The following is a 17,008-nucleotide window of genomic DNA, read 5'->3' as shown; positions in this document are numbered from 1 at the left end:
GAGCCTAAAAGCATAATGGGAGACGAAACGATACGCGGCAAACCGACGCGGCGGGATTTCGTAACGTACGGCAGTACAGCTGTTGGAAGTGGACTGCTAGCAGGGTGTTCGGAGTTAGTCGGACAGGAGGGAGCGGCGGAGACAGAGACGGCCGGGGACGAATCGTACTCGGTGTCGATGGAACCGATGGGAAGCGTCGCGTTCGATCAGGTACCCGAACGATGGGCCGCATACGACGGCGGCTACGCCGATATGGCCGTTGCACTGGGTCAGGCCGACGGGTTGACCGGCGTCGGTGGTGCGGATCGCTACTACACCTACGTTTACGACGAACTTCCCGACGTCACCATCGACCGAGACGTCATCGAGCAATATCCGGAGGTCCGAACCAAAGAGGAGTTCTACGAACTCGAGAGCGACGTCCACCTGTACGACCCCCAGATGCTGGTCAATTGGTTCGACTGGAGCGAGGGAGACGTCGACGAGATCGCGACGAACGTCGCGCCGTTCGTTGGGAATCTGATCTTCCGCCGATCGGACAACTGGCACGATTACCGCTACTACACGCTGTACGAAGCGTTCGAGAAAGTGGCCGAAGTCTTCCAGCAGCAGGATCGCTACGAGGCATTCAGCGAACTGCACACCGAGTTTATCACGTCGATTCAGGAGCGGCTGCCGCCCAGTGACGACCGACCGGAGGTCTTCCTCACCTTCGAGGGGACCGACGAACCGGAGACGTTCTCGCCGTATCGGCTCGGCGATGCGGGGACGAGCAAGAAACAGTGGCGCGATCTCGGCGTCCACGACGCGCTGTCGGGGACGGATATCGACAACCTCAGCACCACGAACCGCGGTGAACTCGACTACGAGAACTTACTCGAGATCGATCCCGACGTGATTCTCGTCCGCGGCCACGAACGACAGTCCGCCACGGCGTTCCGCGACACCGTTCTCGACTACATGCAGAGCCATCCCGTCGGGAGCGAACTCACTGCCGTACAGAACGGGCGGGTGTATCGCGGCGGCTACCTCAATCAGGGGCCAATTCACAATCTCTTCCTGACCGAGCGAGCGGCGAAGCAACTGTTTCCCGAGGAGTTCGGCGACGTGACCGGTGACGAACAACTCTTCGACCGACAGGCGGTCGCGGACATCATCACCGGGGAGTTCGAACGATGAGTGACGACACTGACAGAACGACTGAGGCACCGACGCGCAGAGACGCACTGAAATACGGCGGGACGCTCGCAGCCGGTGTCGCCCTCGCGGGATGTTCGGATCTGGCCGAACAGAGCGGCGGGGACGAGACGGCCAGCAGTGAATCGTACTCGGTGACGATGGCACCGATGGGCGAGGTGTCGTTCGACTCGCCACCGGAGGGCATCTTCACGCGGCTGACCCACCACGCCGGGATGGCCTTCGCCCTCGGCCGCGGGAACGACGTCAACGCGATGCACGCCCCCGAGTACTACGACAAACTGTGGAATCAGTTCACGCCGCGACTGCCCGGCGTTACGCTCGACTGGACCGGGTTGTACTCCTCGTGGGATCCGAGCAAGGAGATGCTCTACGATCTCGACAGCGACGTCCACCTGGCCGATCCGGCGAGTGTCAACGCCCTCGATAGCTGGAACGCGGAGGACGTCGAGGAGATCGATGAGACCGTGTCCCCGTGGTTCGGAAACAAGTACAGCGACAGACACGACGAGCCGCCGTCAAACTGGGCCGACCGCTACGAGTACTACGGCCTCTGGGAAATGTTCGAGAAGGTCGCAGCGGTGTTCCGCGAGGAGGAGCGGTACGAGGCGCTCGCGGAGATACACACGTCCCTGTTGGACACGATCGAGACGGATCTGCCCCCGAAACAGGAACGCCCAACCGTAGTCATGGCGGGAATGAGCGATATCGAGAGCATGTACGCCTACACGCTTGACACGCCCGGATTTCTGACGGCGCACGTGCGCCCGCTCGGTCCAATCGGCGCGCTGGGCGATGGCGTCTCCTCGGGCGACATGATCGACATGGAAGTACTGCTCGAGGCCGATCCGGACGTTCTCTTCTCGCTGGGCGGGATGCACCCCGACACGGATCTGTCCGGGATTCGATCGGCGTTACGGAACCACTCCGCCGGCAGCAAGCTCTCGGCGGTCCGAAACGAGCGCGTCTACCCGCAGGGGGCCCGCTACCAGGGGCCGATTCTGAACCTGTTCCAGTTGGAGATGACAGCGAAACAACTCTACCCCGATGTTTTCGGCGAGTGGCCGGCCTACACCGAGGGGCCGTATCCGGAGATTCCCGAAGGCGAGCAGCTATTCGACCGGCAGGCGGTCGCAGAGATCATCACGGGTGATCGGTGAATGCGCGCTCGAGAGTGGGCGATTGCGGGCGCGTTCCGTGATCCGGAAGAGTACGACATCCCCGCCCTGCCGTCGTGGCGAGTCTGTCGAAGTGAGTGTGGCGGACTGGCGTTCGCTGACGGAGACGGAGAGCCGTTCATCGCCGCCGAGAATCCGGTGAGGGTCAGACGATAACCATGACCGATGAACACGATCGACTCATGAGAGACGATACCGATAGCACGACGGACGTACCGACACGCAGAGACGCGCTGAAATACGGCGGCACCGTGATCGGCGGCGGACTGCTCGCCGGCTGTACGGGCGATCCGGGAACGGAATCAGCGGACGACACGAGCGGATCATACTCCGTGACGATGGAGCCCGTGGGTACCGTCGAGTTCGACGGGGTTCCCGAAACCTGGGTTCCGTACACCGGTGATTACGCAGATATGGGCGTCGCACTCGGCCAGAGCGACGGGCTCTCGGCAATCGGGGTCAGTGACCGGTTCGGGATCCATCTGTACGAAGAACTTCCCGGCGTCTCCGTCGACGAGGGCGACCTCACCGAACTCTATCAGGACGGTACCGGCAAAGAGGTCTTTTACGAGCTCGAGAGCGACGTCCATCTCATCGATCCGAACTTCATGGTGAACCGCCTCCAGTGGAGTCAGGCCGACGTCGACGAGATCCGAGACACCGTCGCTCCGTTCGTCGGCAACACGATCTTCTCTCGCGTCTACGACTGGCACGACTACGCGGACTACACGATGTACGAAGCGTTCGAGAAGGTCGCGCAGGTGTTCCGAGAGCAGGCCCGGTACGAGGCCTTCGAGGAGTATCACGACGAAGTGCTCGCTGACGTTCGAGCACGGATCCCGAACGAAACGCCGGACATCGCGGTCCTCTATCCGGCAGAGATACCGCCGGAATCGTTCTATCCGTACCTGATCGGCTCCGGGACGCAGTCCAAACACTGGAACGACCTAGACGTCGGAGACGCTCTCGCTCAGCGCGGCATCGCGGACGCGCAGGCCGGCGGCGGCAGCATCGATTACGAATTACTGTTAGACATCGACCCGGACGCCATCGCCATCAGGATTCAAGGCGAAATCACACAGGAGTACTTCGACGACGAAATCGTCTCCCACCTCCGGACCCACGACGTCGCGAGCGAACTGCAGGCAGTGCAGAACGATCGCGTCATCTACGGTGGCCTGACTTATCAGGGGCCGATCATCCACCTGTTTCAGCTCGAGCGGGCGGCTCGCGAACTGTATCCGGACGAGTTTGGAGATGAACAGCTGTTTGACCGACAGCGAGTCGCGGACATCGTCAACGGGGAGTTCGACCAATGAGTGCGACCGAGACTGCGCGAGCGGAGACGACGTTCGATCACGACGTCGTCATCGTCGGCGGCGGTCCCGCGGGCTGTGCAGCGGGCGTTTTCACCGCCCGGTATGGCCTGGACACGGTCATCTTCGATCGCGGGCGCTCCTCGATTCAGCGATGTGCACACCTCGAGAACTATCTCGGCTTCCCGGCAGGGATCGACATCGAGACGCTGTACGGGCTGCTACACGACCACGCCGAGCGGGCAGGGTGTGAGATCGTCTCCGACCTCGTCGAGTCAGTCGAGCGGGTCGACGACGGAGACGGGTTCGTTATCGGTCTCCAAGACGGGGAGCGGGTCACCGCTCGCCGGGTGGTCGCGGCCACGCGCTACGATGGCGAGTATATGCGCGGTCTCGACGACGAGACGGCGATGTTCGAGACGCACGAGCACGACGGCGAGGAACACGTGCATTTCGACAAGAGTTACGCCGAGAGCGACGGCACCACGCCGGTCGACGGGCTCTTCATCGCATCACCGTACGGAGAGACCGGCTACCAAGCGATCATGGCCGCCGGACACGGCACACGGGTCGGGATCACCGTCGTCGAGGCCGTTCGACGGGAGCAAGGCTATCCCGACCCACTGGCGAATTACTACGACTGGATGCGCATGGACGCGGAACTCGAGGACGAGTGGCGCGACCGAGACCGGTGGCGAGAGCAGTTCGACGACAGACTGCCCGACGACCACGGCCTCGGGGACGAGCGACTCACCGAACTCCGTGAACGGGAGATCGATCGCAGACTCGCATCGTATCTCTCCGATGAGGAGATCGAACAGCGGCGTGAGCGCGGTCAGAAGCAACTGCTCGAACATATCGACGACGACCTGATTCTCCGAGCGGCGCGTGAAATCGAGAGTACCTAACGGCGGAGACGAATCGATATCCGGTCGTTGACGGCTCGAGGATCGCCGCTGGTCGACGACGACGTGAATTTGATGCGCGTTCAGATATGCAATGTGTTCATCCCCTCACTCTGCTAACTGAGAACTCATATTTCGGGATGTCCTGTATTCCAGTTACTACAGCCACAGATTTCGCGGACGACGACCGAATGACAACCCTTAATCGTGGCCGACAAGTAAAGAGATGTAGCGGGATGGGATAGCCAGGAGATTCCGGCGGGCTCATAACCCGCAGACCGGTAGTTCAAATCTACCTCCCGCTACTTTTCACGGATTCAACGACGACCGACGAGTATGACGAGGAGGGAGTACTGAATCCGTGAAAATAGTTTGGTGGTAATTTGAACGAGAGAAGGCCGTGAGCGGAGCGAGCGGTCTTCGCGTGGTTCAAACGCTACTTCTCTACAGCTTCGAATCGTCCCGGTACACCTCGTTAGGTCCCGATCTCGAGCCATCTCGAAGAGACGCCGAGACGAATCACGTTGGAGAGACGCTCCGGGGATCATCTCTCCACTCGTGAAGGAATTGCAACCGGAATCCGAGACGCGCAGAACGCATATAGCTCTCGCAGCCCTAACTGGGCTGTAATGGACGATTCGGCGTCAACTCGAACGCAGCCACAGATCCATACAGCGCCGCGAACGGATATCTCACAGAATCAGGGCAAGTTCAGGATCCATCTCAATTTCCCCGGTCACGCGCTCCCGAATCACGACGACCACGGCTACGGTCCGCTGGCGACCGTCGTCGAGTCGTTCATGGACCCGGGAACGCTGATCCGGATGCACCAGCATCGAAACGAGGAAATTATCTCGTGGGTACCCGATGGTGTGATGCGCCACGACGACCGGCAGGGCAACGCTCTCGTCACCGATTCCGACCACCTGATGGTGATGAACGCCGGCAGTGGTTTCTGGCACGCCGAGGAGACTACCGCGGACGACCCGCCACTGCGGATGCTGCAGATATTCGTCCGCCCGCACAGCCTCGACTTGGAGCCCGGTATCCAGCATGAACCCATCCCCGAACAAACACCCAACGCGTGGCGCCATCTCTTCGGCCCCGAAGACAGCGATGCCCCCCTGTACGTCCGCAACGACGTCCACTTCTACGACTGCCGACTCGAGGCTGGCGCGACCGTCACACTGCCCTCCCGTTCGGAATGGGATACCTACGTCTACGTGTTCGACGGGGCAGTCACGGCCGGGGATGAGGAAACCAGTATCGGCTACACGGAAAGTGGACTGGTGACCGACGAGGGCGATGTGTCCGTGACCGCTTCTGAGGACTCGATCATCGTCGCATTCTGTATCAACCCTGCGGCTCCGATCACCCGCCAGGGGACGATCGGCCGTTAGTCAAACGCCCGGAGTCCATGCTTTTCATGTGGTTTTCCCCTACCGCAGTATACTGTTATCTCTTCGCAGCGCCGTACTCGATATTGACCGCTGGAGTGCTCGGAGAATCGGGAGCTTCGATACCGTTCCAATCGACCAGCCGAACGTTCGCCATCTGGCCGGAAAAGCGGTACCGCTGGACGCCGACCTCGATCGAACCTTCCACCGTTCCGCCGGAGATGATCGTTGCCTCTTCGCGGTGATCAGCATTCATCATCTCGATCTCGCCGTCGACGGTGATCTCGTAGTTCGAGGGAACACCACGACCGACGATCGTCACGAGGTTCGGCAGTTTTCTCTCTGTCTCGGTTCCGTTTTGTCCCGGAGCATCGCGTGCCATACGTCGACAGCGAACGACTTCGGGGATAAACTTTGCATCAAGATATGAAGCGATTAAACAGGCCTCGATTCGGCTTACTTGGACTACCCCAACCACTTTCCTCTCACTTTCCGTGCGATACCTAATGGTCACGACGCTCAATCGCCGAACGCTCCTCCTGAGCGGTAGTGGCTCGACAGATGGATACTCTCAACAGGCAGATACTCACCGATACTGAGAATTCGGTAGTGAGGATCGAACTGAAAATAATCGGTACAGAGACAGAACCGATCTCCGTTCTTTCAACTATTTCCGGGATCCTTATCAGTCAATAGATGGAAATTCCGATATGTACGATCTCACAGGCTTCCAGCGTGACCTCCTGTACACGATCGCCGGCCAAGACGACCCACACGGACTCGCGATCAAAGAGGAACTCGAGAAGTACTACGAGAAAGAAATCCATCACGGACGTCTCTATCCGAACCTCGACGATGTCGTCGATAAGGGCCTCGTCGAGAAAGGCGAACTCGACCAGCGGACGAATTACTACACGATCACGGCCCGCGGACGGCGTGAGCTCGAGGCTCGTCGAGAGTGGGAAGATCAGTACGTCGGCGAATTACTCGCGAAATCGGAGTGACGGAACTGACAGCAAGTGAAGAGACCAAGCCCGCTGTCGGACAGGGACCTTCCCAACTAAGTAGCCTATTCGGTTAGGCTGATTAGTTAGCCCAGTAACACCACACGATCGGCTGGGCTACCAGTGCGAGACTGCGAGGGTGAATGAATCGTACCAGCGAACTGCAGTAGAAGAAGCAATAACAGACGAAACCGATCTGGACACCCCTCTATCGATGTGTTTTTCCAAAAGTCACCCGCGTCTCGAGCGGGGCGGCCACCAATCGGAAGAAAACTGAGAGAGGATTGAGAAAGAACCGAGAGAAAACTGAAATACTCACCTCTATCGATCTGTTTGGAGTAGCGACGCTATTACTCGAGGGAGCGAGAGAACGAGACGAGATGCAGAGACACCCCTCTATCGATGTGTTTTGTAGTAAAGGGACGGAGGGAGAACGGGATCCCAGTAGAGGGAGAGGAGATGATTTACTGAAATATGGGTTTTGAATGGGGTAAGAAGCATGTTTAGAGAGAACTCTGTCCGTAAGAGAGTACGAAGACAGTGTTGGTGAGAAAGCAACGGAATACGAACGAGTCGAAACACATCGAACACATCGATAGAGGGGTGTGGGGGTCTCTAGTCTAGGTCTAGTCTAGGAATATAGTATAATAGAGAACGGAAAAGCGCGCTTCAGTCCCTCTTCTGCGTAATACCTGGAGAGCGAGGTTCTAGTATCGGTCGAGTATCGTTGAGGGTCGTCAATCACCCCCTTCCCCTCGCGGCCGCAAACACATCGATAGAGGGGTGTCTGTCTCCGGAACCGTCTCGGTCGAATCGACTCGCCTTGGAACACTTCGTCGTTCGTTTCATTCTATTCCTATGCTTGTCGCACCCATTCCGTAAAATTACGGCGGATCAGCCGTTAATCCGGAAGTCACACATCGATAGAGGTGGCCAACACTTTTGGTCCTCCCCTGTATGAGCCACCGTATGGACGACTTCGAGGATCCTCGAGATGGGGCGGGGACGTCGGAGGAGGGATCACAGTCGATCGAGGACATGTTGCTGGAGTTCGATCAACAGGAGGGGCTCATTCGCGATCGATCGCTCCTCGATCCGAACCATATCGTCGAAGAAGATCGGATCGTCGGCCGCGACGAGCAGCTCCAAGAAGTCACTAAAATGCTCCGTGTCGCTCTCGGCGACAACCGTCCGCCGAATCTCTTTCTCTACGGCCCCTCAGGGACTGGGAAGTCACTCATCACGAAAGCCGTCTGTAAGAATATCAGTAAAATCTGTGAGACGCGCGATATCCGATTCGGAACGATCGAAGTCAACTGCCAGGATCTCGATACCCTCGGCGTCGCAGTCTACGAACTAGCGAGTCGCGCTGCAGACGAAGCCGACGTCGCGGTCGAAGTCCCGAAACACGGTGTCGCGACGAAAGAAAAGTGGGACGAACTCTATCGTATCGTCAACGAGAACTTCGATTCAGCGGTGTTCGTCCTCGACGAACTCGATATGCTCGTCGGGCGGCGAGACAAACAAGAACCGGCGTTCTCTCGACTGCTCTATCAACTCTCACGAGCCGGTGCGACGAACGATCTCACCGCGCACGTCTCCGTCGTCGCGATCTCTAACGATACGAAAATGATGGAATCAGTTGGCAGTCGCGCCCTGAGTTCGTTCACGCCCGAAGACGTCCATTTCGACGACTACGATGCGAACCAGCTGCAGTCGATCCTCCGTCGCCGTCGGGACGCCTTCTACGAGGACGTTCTCGACGAGGACGTTATCCCGCTGGCGGCGGCCTTTGCGGCCCAGACTCACGGCGATGCTCGGAAGGCGATCGATCTGATGCGCGTCGCCGGCGAGCTCGCAGAACGTGAAGGTGACGGAAGTGTCGGTGAAGATCACGTTCGGGAAGCGCAGGACAAGGTCGAGAAGAACCGGGTCCTCGAAGTCGTCCGCGGTATCAGTACGCAGAAGAAATTGTGTCTCTATGCGACGGCAGCAGTGGCGTCTGAGACCGACGACGAATCCGCTCGCAGTACGACCGGATACAGAGTATATCAGTTCCTCACGGACGCGATCGATGCCGAACAGTATCACCAGGAGACCTACGTCAACAAGATGAAAGAGATGACGACGTACTCGCTCGTCGACTTCGAACGCCGGAGCCACGGACCGAGTTCCGGAATGTTCCTCGAGTTCCAGTTCGGCGAACGGCCCGGAACGATCCTCGAAACGCTTCGAGAAGATTCCCGTATCGGCATCGTCTCATCGGAAGAGGTGACGAGCGTCGTCAATGCACAGGTTCGAAACGAGACGTGACATCCTCCGACGGCTACAGCTGTGGGATTTCGCCTCGCTATCGCTGTAACATCGTTTGGTCTGGCGGGCACCTCTATCGATGTGTTTTCTCAGTACTACACACACCTCTATCGATGTGTGATATCGGCTAATAACCGCTGAGAGACGGAAATATAGCAATGTGTGGCTATGGGATATGGGTAGATAGTCGTCCTATTTCCACTCGAGCAGTGACGATTTCGTCTATTAGCGGTTTTTCAATTACTGAGAAACCAGACACACCTTTATCGAAGTGTTCCCCGTTCGGTCCCGAACTCGACGATAGTCTCAGAACCGGGAACAACTGAACAGTGTACGGAAGAATCGTACGCGGTCCGCTCTACAACCGATCGGCTTCTGACAGAGGCAGAACAGCGGACGGAGTGGTACTGACCGTAATATATCTGTTATATATGTAGTAGAGTGAGCTTCGATAGAACGATAGCGTTCTGCAATATGTCTTTCTATCTAACTATCATAAATACTCCACCTACTGGCCCTGAAGACCGAGGTTACTCCGGACATAGTGGTGTAGGTCGGGATGAATCACGTAACACTGGCCCCTGATAATTCTTATCCGATAGTATAGAGATAGTCAATAATATTCAGATAATGATGTATTCTCATCGGTCGCGTCGGCATCAATCAAATGATCTTGAATGGAGTCGTGGACACCGACATCGTCGACGATCTCATCGAGTGATGAAACGATGAGTTCGACGTCCATGTCGAGCGTATACTCGCGATACGTTCCTCCACGCCGACCTTCATTACGCTCAGTGACCGAAACGAGTCCGAGCATAGCGAGTTCCGACAGATGATCGCGCATTCGACGCGGGACGAGCGGATCTCGTCCGGCCCGCTGTGCGAAGTTGGTGTAGCGGGGACGGACGTCCCGAGACCGAATCGGCGTTTCGTCCTGGAGATGGAGCGTAAGCAACGAGTACAGTACCAGGTGGCCGTGTTGCGTGAGCCCGTTAATACCCTCTTCGATACGTCCGCGTTCCAAGTCGTGGCGACCCGCCTCTACGTGGCTCTCAGTGACGATCGTTGCCTCGTCCTCTTCTCGAGCGAGATCGCCGGCCTTCATGAGGAGATCGATCGACTGACGGGCATCACCGGCGTCTTTTGCGCCGTACGCTGCACACAATGGAATCACTGCGTCGTCGAGGACGTCATCGTGAAACGCGACTGCCGCACGCTGTTCGAGGATCTTCTGGAGATCGCCCGCGTCGTAGGCGGGGAAGTGAATCTCCTGTTCACAGAGCGAGCTTTTGACTTTCGGGGAGAGGTCATCGCGGAACGAGAAGTCGTTCGAGATGCCGATGATTCCGATCTTCGCCGCAGAGAGATTGTTGTTCGCACGGGCTCGAGGAAGTTGATAGAGGATCGAATCGTCGTCGACGTGGTCGACTTCGTCGAGGACGATCAGATTGGTGCCGCCGATTTCGTCGAGGTCGTCCCATAGCATTTCGTAGACCGTCGCCCGGGGATACCCAGTGGTACTGATCTGGTTCGGCTCGTCTCGAAGTTCGTTGACCAGCCGCGTCGCGATTTGGTATGACGATGTGAGACCGTCACAGTTGAGAAAAGTGAGATGGAGATCGATGTCGTCGTACTGTCCGGCGTCTTCCTCGAGGTGAGAGAGGAGATATCTGGTGGCTGCAGTCTTTCCGACACCGGTTTTCCCGTAGAGAAAGACGTTGTTTGGCTGCTCACCGTTGATTACGGGCTGTAACGCAGCCTGATACATTTGAATTTCTTCGTCACGACCGACGAGCTGTTTCGGCTGGTAATCTTCTCGTAACGCATCGCGATTTCTGTAGATTTCAGTGTCGCGTTCGAAGAGACTCATTCGGGTTGTCTGTGCGTCCCTCTAGCAGCATGGTTTATAAAACCACACTGTCCGGAGTGTCCGCTGTTCTCGTGGTTTATATTAGACTCCGGTACACACCCACCCCACCATGTCCGCAGTAATCTCTCTGAGAAGGACGCCCATTAGAAGGAAGCTCTAGAAAGAGGAATATTTAATAGGGGTTGGTGTGAGCTAGTCCAAATGGCAACTCCTGCTTTATATTTCTACGTTTCACAGAATGTAATATATTCTCATTCGTCAACTCATCTGATTTTCGGAAGAGAACAGCGGACATAGTGGGGTGGGTGTGTCCTCTTTTACTGCTCTTTGAATGATCTCATCAGTTCCCACCGGTGTAGCCTGAGTGAGTCGTTTCTCCAGACCGAACAGATATGACAGAACAGCGAGCACGGTGCATAGAACAGCGGACACGGTGGTGTTTCATCACCGATTCACTCTGGAAGACGGCCTCGCTACTAGCCGAGTCGTAACTTCACGATGAGTCGTAACCGTCACGATTTATATGTATATAGTAGACAGATGATAGAGCTTATATTCTGACGGGATAGCTCATCACATGGCGCTCACAGATGCAGTCCGGTACCAGACTATGAGTCGGCCGCTGCTCTGGCCCCGAAACCGGTCGGGGTACCCTGCGCCACTTGTCGTAGCTCTCCGAAAAGCTAGTCCCGTGCTGTCCCGTAGCAAGCGGATACACTAGCCTTTCGGCTCTCATTGATCGACGTCGGTACATTCGTCTGAGTATACGGACGGGAGCTGAGCGTCTCTGAACACGGACGCAGTGGGCGTCTCTGAACGCGGATGCAGTGGCACTGGTCCCGATATACTCGGTGTTTCATATCGAATAGCGCAGTCTCAGTCCTGAGTTCGTCGTCCGCCCGTGTATTTCCTCATCGCCTTTCCGTTCGATGGTATCTCCTTCCTATATGCATAGTCAACCTTCCTGGTGTGAAAATGGGTTCCCGTTTTCCAGAGCAGAAACCTCTTTTCAGGATCTGTTATACTGTTCTCGTCTGATCCGACTCAGGGAGAACAATCGCACAGTCACTCTGCTCACGGCCTTTATCACCGAAGACGCATACGGCTCTTTGTCATCAGAGACGTATTCTCGATATCTCCCTCTTTGACCGAGATCCGACGTCTCCCTCTTCGACCGAGATATCTGCTCGGTTCGTCGGGGGTCCGAAGTATGCGACTACACGTTCGAATCATCACAACGGTCTATCTATAGTACGGGGCCGACGATTCGTCGCCAAGCGAATCGCGTATTCGACGGCACCGATACCGCTCCTCCATATTGCAACGGCGTATTCGTCTGACTGCGTTCCTTTCCGAACAACAATGAAATATCGATTCTCCCTGTCCGAACCGTTACACCATTACGGTTGTAATTCATCCAGCTACATCCGGTTCTATCCTGAGTCTCCCGTCTCGAGATCGCTATTTCTCTCCTGTAAATTCGGATCAAGAAACGTTGTAATCCGTATAAACGTTATAATCCGTACAAACGACGCCAAGAGGAGCTAAATTTATACATTCCCGAAAGAGGAACACCTAACACTACCTGGTTCCAGTTTGCCTCGAGTCCGGACCATCCGTTCGGAGCGACTGACGAAACTACGGAACCAGACCGCTATCGAGGCCGTTTGTACGAGTAATGGTTCTCCGGTAGCAGGCCGTTCTGTACGCAAACCAGCTATCGGTGAATCGCGTTTCAAACTCATCTCTCGATTCGCGAGCGCACGTCGCATCGTCCGCGTGGGAACGTTCAGAACTCCAGTTCGGAGTCGTAGTCGGCGACCGACGCGGCCGTCGGCTCGTCGGGATCGACGCGGACGTCGATCAGTTCCGGCCCGTCCTCCCGTGCTAGTGCGGCGTCGACGGCGCTCTCGAGCCCCGAGAGCGTCTGCACCGTCTCGCTCCGACAGCCGAAGCCCTCCGCAATAGCGACGAAGTCGGGGGAGGACCAGTCGAATCGGTGGCCCTCGGCGTACTGGTCGATCGCGGGCGACTTACTGATGATTCCGTAGTCCTCGTTGTTGAAGAGGATCGTGAGCACGTCCAGATCGTACGCCGCTGCCGTGTGTAGTTCCTGCAGACACATCATGGCCCCGCCGTCGCCCGTCAGCGCGACGACCGGCCGCTCCGGTCTCGCGAGTTTCGCACCGATCGCGGCCGGAATACCGACGCCCATTCCGGCCCACGAGCCGGCAGTGACGTACGTCTCCGGTTCGGACGTCTCGAAGGTCTGCTTGGCCCAGAGCCGAAATCCGCCGATATCCGTCGTCACGACGGTCTCGCGGGGCAGGACGTCGCGGAGCGTCCGGAGCGCGCCTGCCGTCGCGATCGGTACGTCGTCCTCGAGCAAGCCGCTGTCACTGAGTTGTTCGTCATACTCCGCACGGACGCGGTCACCGACGGCCGCCCCGTCCCACGCACCGTCCGGTCGAGGAGCCTCGGATCGGAGGCCGTCCCGCAACCGATCGACCGCACTGGCGACGTCCGCGACGATCGCGACATCCGAATCGTAGGCGACGTCGATCCGACTCGAGTCGAGGGTTACGTGGACGAGCGACTCGCCCATGGGTAGTGACCAGTCGGCAGTTGTCACGCCGTCGAACCGGGTGCCGAGCGCGAGCACGACGTCCGCGGCCTCGAGCGCACGTTCCGCTCCCGCCGGGAGGTGACTGCCCGTGGTTCCGAGCCAGCGCGGATCGTCCTCGGGAAAGACGCCTTTCCCCTTGTAGGACGTGACCACGGCTGCGTCGAGACGCTCGACGAGGGCCCGAATCGCGTCGGGATCGCCCGATCGGCGGGCGCCGACGCCGAGGGAGACGACCGGTCGCTCGGCGTCGGCGAGCAGTCGCGTCGCGGCCCGATACTCCTCGTCGCCGTCGAAGCGACTCGTCGGTGGATCGATCGTCACCGGCGGCGAGCGGAACTCGGCGTCGAGGAGCGGCTTCGGAACGCCGAGTCGGACCGGGCCGCACGGCGGCGTCAGCGCGGTTTCGATCCCCGTCCGGACCGCCTGATGGAACTCGACCGGGCGCTTGATCGAGTAGTTCTCTTTGACGACGTTATCGTACGTGTCGGGTTCGATCTCGTGGATCGGTCCCTTGCCGCGATCCTCGGGATCGGCGTCCGCGGCGATATGGATCAGGGGAACGCGGTCGTCGAGCGCGTTCTTCAGTCCGTGCATCGCGTTCGTGTCACCGGGTCCCGGAACGGTCAGCGTCGCGGCCACGTCGCCGCCGGCCTCGTAGTGGCCCCACGCGACGTGGGGGATCGCGGTCTCGTGGCGGGCCATCATGTACCTGATGTCGTCCCGTCGGTCGACGGTTCGATCCAGCGGCAGCGTCTGCGTTCCGGGGAGCCCGACGAGGAGGTCGATTCCGGCGTCGACGAGCGCGTCGTAGAGCTGTTCACTGCCGGTCTCGGTTGGCGGACTATCGTCAGTCGGAGTCATCAGGTCCGACTACGGCGATGCAGTGGCATAAATACTGTCGGTCGTTCGCACCCCCGCGGCGATCCTGCGGTATCCACGGCGTGGCGCCGACAGCGAGATGGTGGTCGTATCGATCCGACTACCGTTGCCGACACTCGAGTCCTCGCGATCCGCTACCGACGGCGCTACTCGAATCGAAGTCGGCCGAAGTACTCCGGCGAGTGGTAGTCCGGCTCCGGTTTCTCGATCGGGTTCCACGTCGCCTTCTGAGCCGTCGGGACGCCGCTCCGATAGAAGTTCCCCCGCCACTCCGTTCCCGACGTCGGCTCGAGGCTCACGCCGGTAAGCGACTCGAGCGCGTCGACAGGGAGTGCAGCGGCGAGCCACCACTCCTCGTCGTTCGAGTCGGGGTCTTTCGTCGGGCCGGAAACGGACGTCTCCACGTCGATTTTCTCGGCGACGTCGCTCGAGACGAGGTCGCGGCCGATCCCGCGTTCCTCCCAGTCGCGTTCCTGCCAGGCAAGTTTGAACTGGCCGCAGCAGTTCGGCTCGAAGTTGAGGTATCGCGAGTCGTCGTCCGGGGTCGGATCGGCGAAGAATTCGACCGAGCTGTCCCGGTAGGTCGGGCCGTTGAGGTCGGTCACGTCGGCCGTGATATCGGTGTCTTCGACGTGGTACTGCAGGTAGATCGCCCGATCGTCGTAGAGAGCTCGCCCCGTCGTGAGGGGCTTCGGCCCGCCGTCGTGTCAGGAGAATTCGTCGATGCGGAACGCGGCGGCGTCGTCCCAGGGCGTTCCGGAGACGGCTCTGGTAAGGGGAACGTCAGTCGTTGTTCGACGGATCGTGTACTCCTTCATGTACGACTCCTTGGAACGGTCCAGTGACAAATCGGGGCGATTCTCTTACCACCGTTCGGCCGTCTCCCGTCTCCGAGAGTGCGCTGTACGGTTCAATTAGACGAAACAAGTAAGAGACGCCCTCGAGAACGGTGCCGTATGCATATCGACGCGCTGGCGATCGGCGGTAACGAGTTCGAGTTTCACGAGTTCGCGACGATCGGACCGGTGCTCGCGGACGTCTTCGACGGCGTCGCCGAACTCAACCGGACGACCGACCGCGATGCGGTCCTCGAACTCGACGCCTACGACGTCCTCGTCGACTACACGACGAAGGCCGACTGGACCGACGAACAGCTCGCGGCGATCCGCTCGTTCGTCACCGGCGGCGGGGGATACGTCGGCATCCACTGCGCAGCGGACGTCGACTCCTTCGTCGACGACCCGTGCGACGACCTGGCGTCGCTCATCGGCGGGCGGTTCGTCACGCACCCCGAGATGACCGACCTCGAGGTCGAAATCGTCGACCAGAACCATCCGGTGACGGCCGACGTCGAGACTGTTCGAACGTACGACGAACCGTACCAACTCGACTGGAACGAGGATCGCGTCGACGTTCTCGCGGAGTTCACGCACGAATCGATGGGAACGATGCCGGCTGCCTGGGTCCGTTCCGAGGGGGATGGACGCGTCTTCTACTGCTCGCTCGGGCACGATACCGACGCGTTCGATCCCGATGACGTCCGAACGCTTCTCAGACACGGCCTCTCGTGGGCCGCCAGAGAGCGGTAGCAGCCGATTGGCGGCCCGTCACGCCATCGCCGTCGAGTAGCTCCAGCCTCCGTCACACCGCGCCGAGTAGCTCCATCATCCCCGTTCGCATCGATTGCTCCGATCGGATCGCTTCCGTTGGGTGGTTTTCGACGAGTTATCGGAGAGAATCCAACCCGAAGCGAGAGCGAGAGCAGTTCTCTCACCGGGAACCATTACACTCGTATGGATGTAAAAATACGGGCGAAAATAGGTGAATAGGCGTCGAACATGCCGTCTCGAGACTGGGTCGACCCGCCGTTCGAAATCAATCGGCGGCAAGGGTCGCTATATCTGTGCCGTGGGCAGCTGATACTGGCGATTCCCGATGTCCGAATCCAGTCGCCGGCGATCCCGTCCCGGATCGGTCACAGCGGATGTCGGGGACCGGAGACGACGACTCCAGATGCCGATCACGGACTCCTCGGATGATAATTCGGCGAATACACGCGATCGTAACGGTCTCGGTCACCGGCCGGCGGGCCAGAGAGTCGACAGCGCATGAACCGCGGGGAGACAGCCACGTCGATCGCGACGAAACCGTTCCTCTCTGCGGAACGAGTCGGTATCGGTCGCGTGCCTTCTCGCGGACCGAACCCGGGGCTGTGAGACGAGCGATCGGCCGCGGGGAGTGACGGTCAGTTCCGCGCGGCTGCGGCGTCGCCCGTGAATGCCTGTACTGGCTGCAAAACGGTGGTGCTCGAAACTACTGT

At 58.8% G+C, this 17,008-nt stretch carries 12 protein-coding genes, 1 tRNA gene and 1 pseudogene; 10 read left to right on the top strand and 4 right to left on the bottom strand.

Going from position 1 to position 17,008, the window contains the following annotated elements; all coding sequences use genetic code 11:
- The first annotated feature begins 15 nt into the window (after positions 1-15).
- The 7 genes from LDH66_RS19945 to LDH66_RS19915 all read left to right on the top strand — a co-directional run bounded on the left by LDH66_RS19945 (position 16) and on the right by LDH66_RS19915 (position 5,996).
- The gene (locus tag LDH66_RS19945) at positions 16-1,179 is read left to right on the top strand and encodes an ABC transporter substrate-binding protein (RefSeq protein WP_226482835.1); all 1,164 of its coding nucleotides are present in this window, start codon (positions 16-18) and stop codon (positions 1,177-1,179) included.
- Complete coding sequence (locus LDH66_RS19940; protein ID WP_226482834.1) at positions 1,176-2,357, top strand: ABC transporter substrate-binding protein; 1,182 nt, start codon at positions 1,176-1,178, stop codon at positions 2,355-2,357. The genes LDH66_RS19945 and LDH66_RS19940 overlap by 4 nt, the downstream gene beginning before the upstream one ends.
- Positions 2,358-2,531 (top strand): hypothetical protein, encoded by a 174-nt coding sequence (locus LDH66_RS19935; RefSeq protein ID WP_226482833.1) that lies wholly within the window; start codon positions 2,358-2,360, stop codon positions 2,529-2,531.
- A 26-nt stretch (positions 2,532-2,557) separates the two neighbouring features.
- Entirely contained in the window at positions 2,558-3,694 is a 1,137-nt protein-coding gene (locus LDH66_RS19930; protein ID WP_226482832.1) for an ABC transporter substrate-binding protein, read from the top strand.
- A complete protein-coding gene (locus tag LDH66_RS19925) occupies positions 3,691-4,599 on the top strand; it encodes an FAD-dependent oxidoreductase (RefSeq protein WP_226482831.1) in 909 nt (302 codons plus the stop codon). Before LDH66_RS19930 ends, LDH66_RS19925 begins: the two co-directional genes overlap by 4 nt.
- A gap of 227 nt (positions 4,600-4,826) precedes the next feature.
- Positions 4,827-4,901, top strand: a tRNA-Met gene (locus LDH66_RS19920).
- Between the two features lie 324 nt (positions 4,902-5,225).
- Complete coding sequence (locus LDH66_RS19915; RefSeq protein WP_226482830.1) at positions 5,226-5,996, top strand: pirin family protein; 771 nt, start codon at positions 5,226-5,228, stop codon at positions 5,994-5,996.
- 55 nt (positions 5,997-6,051) lie between these two features.
- Here LDH66_RS19915 and LDH66_RS19910 read toward each other — a convergent pair whose 3' ends face one another.
- Positions 6,052-6,375, bottom strand: coding sequence for a hypothetical protein (locus tag LDH66_RS19910; protein ID WP_226482861.1), 324 nt, complete (start codon positions 6,373-6,375; stop codon positions 6,052-6,054).
- A gap of 328 nt (positions 6,376-6,703) precedes the next feature.
- On the opposite strand from LDH66_RS19910, the gene LDH66_RS19905 reads away from it, so the two are divergent.
- Both LDH66_RS19905 and LDH66_RS19900 read left to right on the top strand, forming a co-directional pair.
- Positions 6,704-6,997 (top strand): PadR family transcriptional regulator, encoded by a 294-nt coding sequence (locus LDH66_RS19905; protein ID WP_226482829.1) that lies wholly within the window; start codon positions 6,704-6,706, stop codon positions 6,995-6,997.
- Between the two features lie 969 nt (positions 6,998-7,966).
- Entirely contained in the window at positions 7,967-9,310 is a 1,344-nt protein-coding gene (locus LDH66_RS19900) for an orc1/cdc6 family replication initiation protein (protein WP_226482828.1), read from the top strand.
- Positions 9,311-9,923: 613 nt separating this feature from the next.
- Here LDH66_RS19900 and LDH66_RS19895 read toward each other — a convergent pair.
- From LDH66_RS19895 to LDH66_RS19885, 3 genes and pseudogenes are all read right to left on the bottom strand, one after another.
- Positions 9,924-11,183: an orc1/cdc6 family replication initiation protein gene (locus LDH66_RS19895; RefSeq protein ID WP_226482827.1), complete on the bottom strand. Its 1,260-nt coding sequence runs from the start codon at positions 11,181-11,183 to the stop codon at positions 9,924-9,926.
- 1,789 nt (positions 11,184-12,972) lie between these two features.
- A complete protein-coding gene (locus LDH66_RS19890) occupies positions 12,973-14,670 on the bottom strand; it encodes a thiamine pyrophosphate-binding protein (RefSeq protein ID WP_226482826.1) in 1,698 nt (565 codons plus the stop codon).
- A 164-nt stretch (positions 14,671-14,834) separates the two neighbouring features.
- Positions 14,835-15,359 (bottom strand): annotated as a pseudogene (locus LDH66_RS19885) (carbohydrate-binding family 9-like protein); the annotation flags it as partial.
- A 285-nt stretch (positions 15,360-15,644) separates the two neighbouring features.
- On the opposite strand from LDH66_RS19885, the gene LDH66_RS19880 reads away from it, so the two are divergent.
- Positions 15,645-16,277: a ThuA domain-containing protein gene (locus tag LDH66_RS19880; RefSeq protein WP_226482825.1), complete on the top strand. Its 633-nt coding sequence runs from the start codon at positions 15,645-15,647 to the stop codon at positions 16,275-16,277.
- The last annotated feature ends 731 nt before the right edge of the window (positions 16,278-17,008 follow it).

The organism is Natrinema amylolyticum (genome assembly GCF_020515625.1).
Lineage (GTDB): Archaea > Halobacteriota > Halobacteria > Halobacteriales > Natrialbaceae > Natrinema > Natrinema amylolyticum.
The sequence above is the reverse complement of the archived record's forward strand: the minus strand, read 5'-3'. Positions and strand labels throughout refer to the sequence as shown.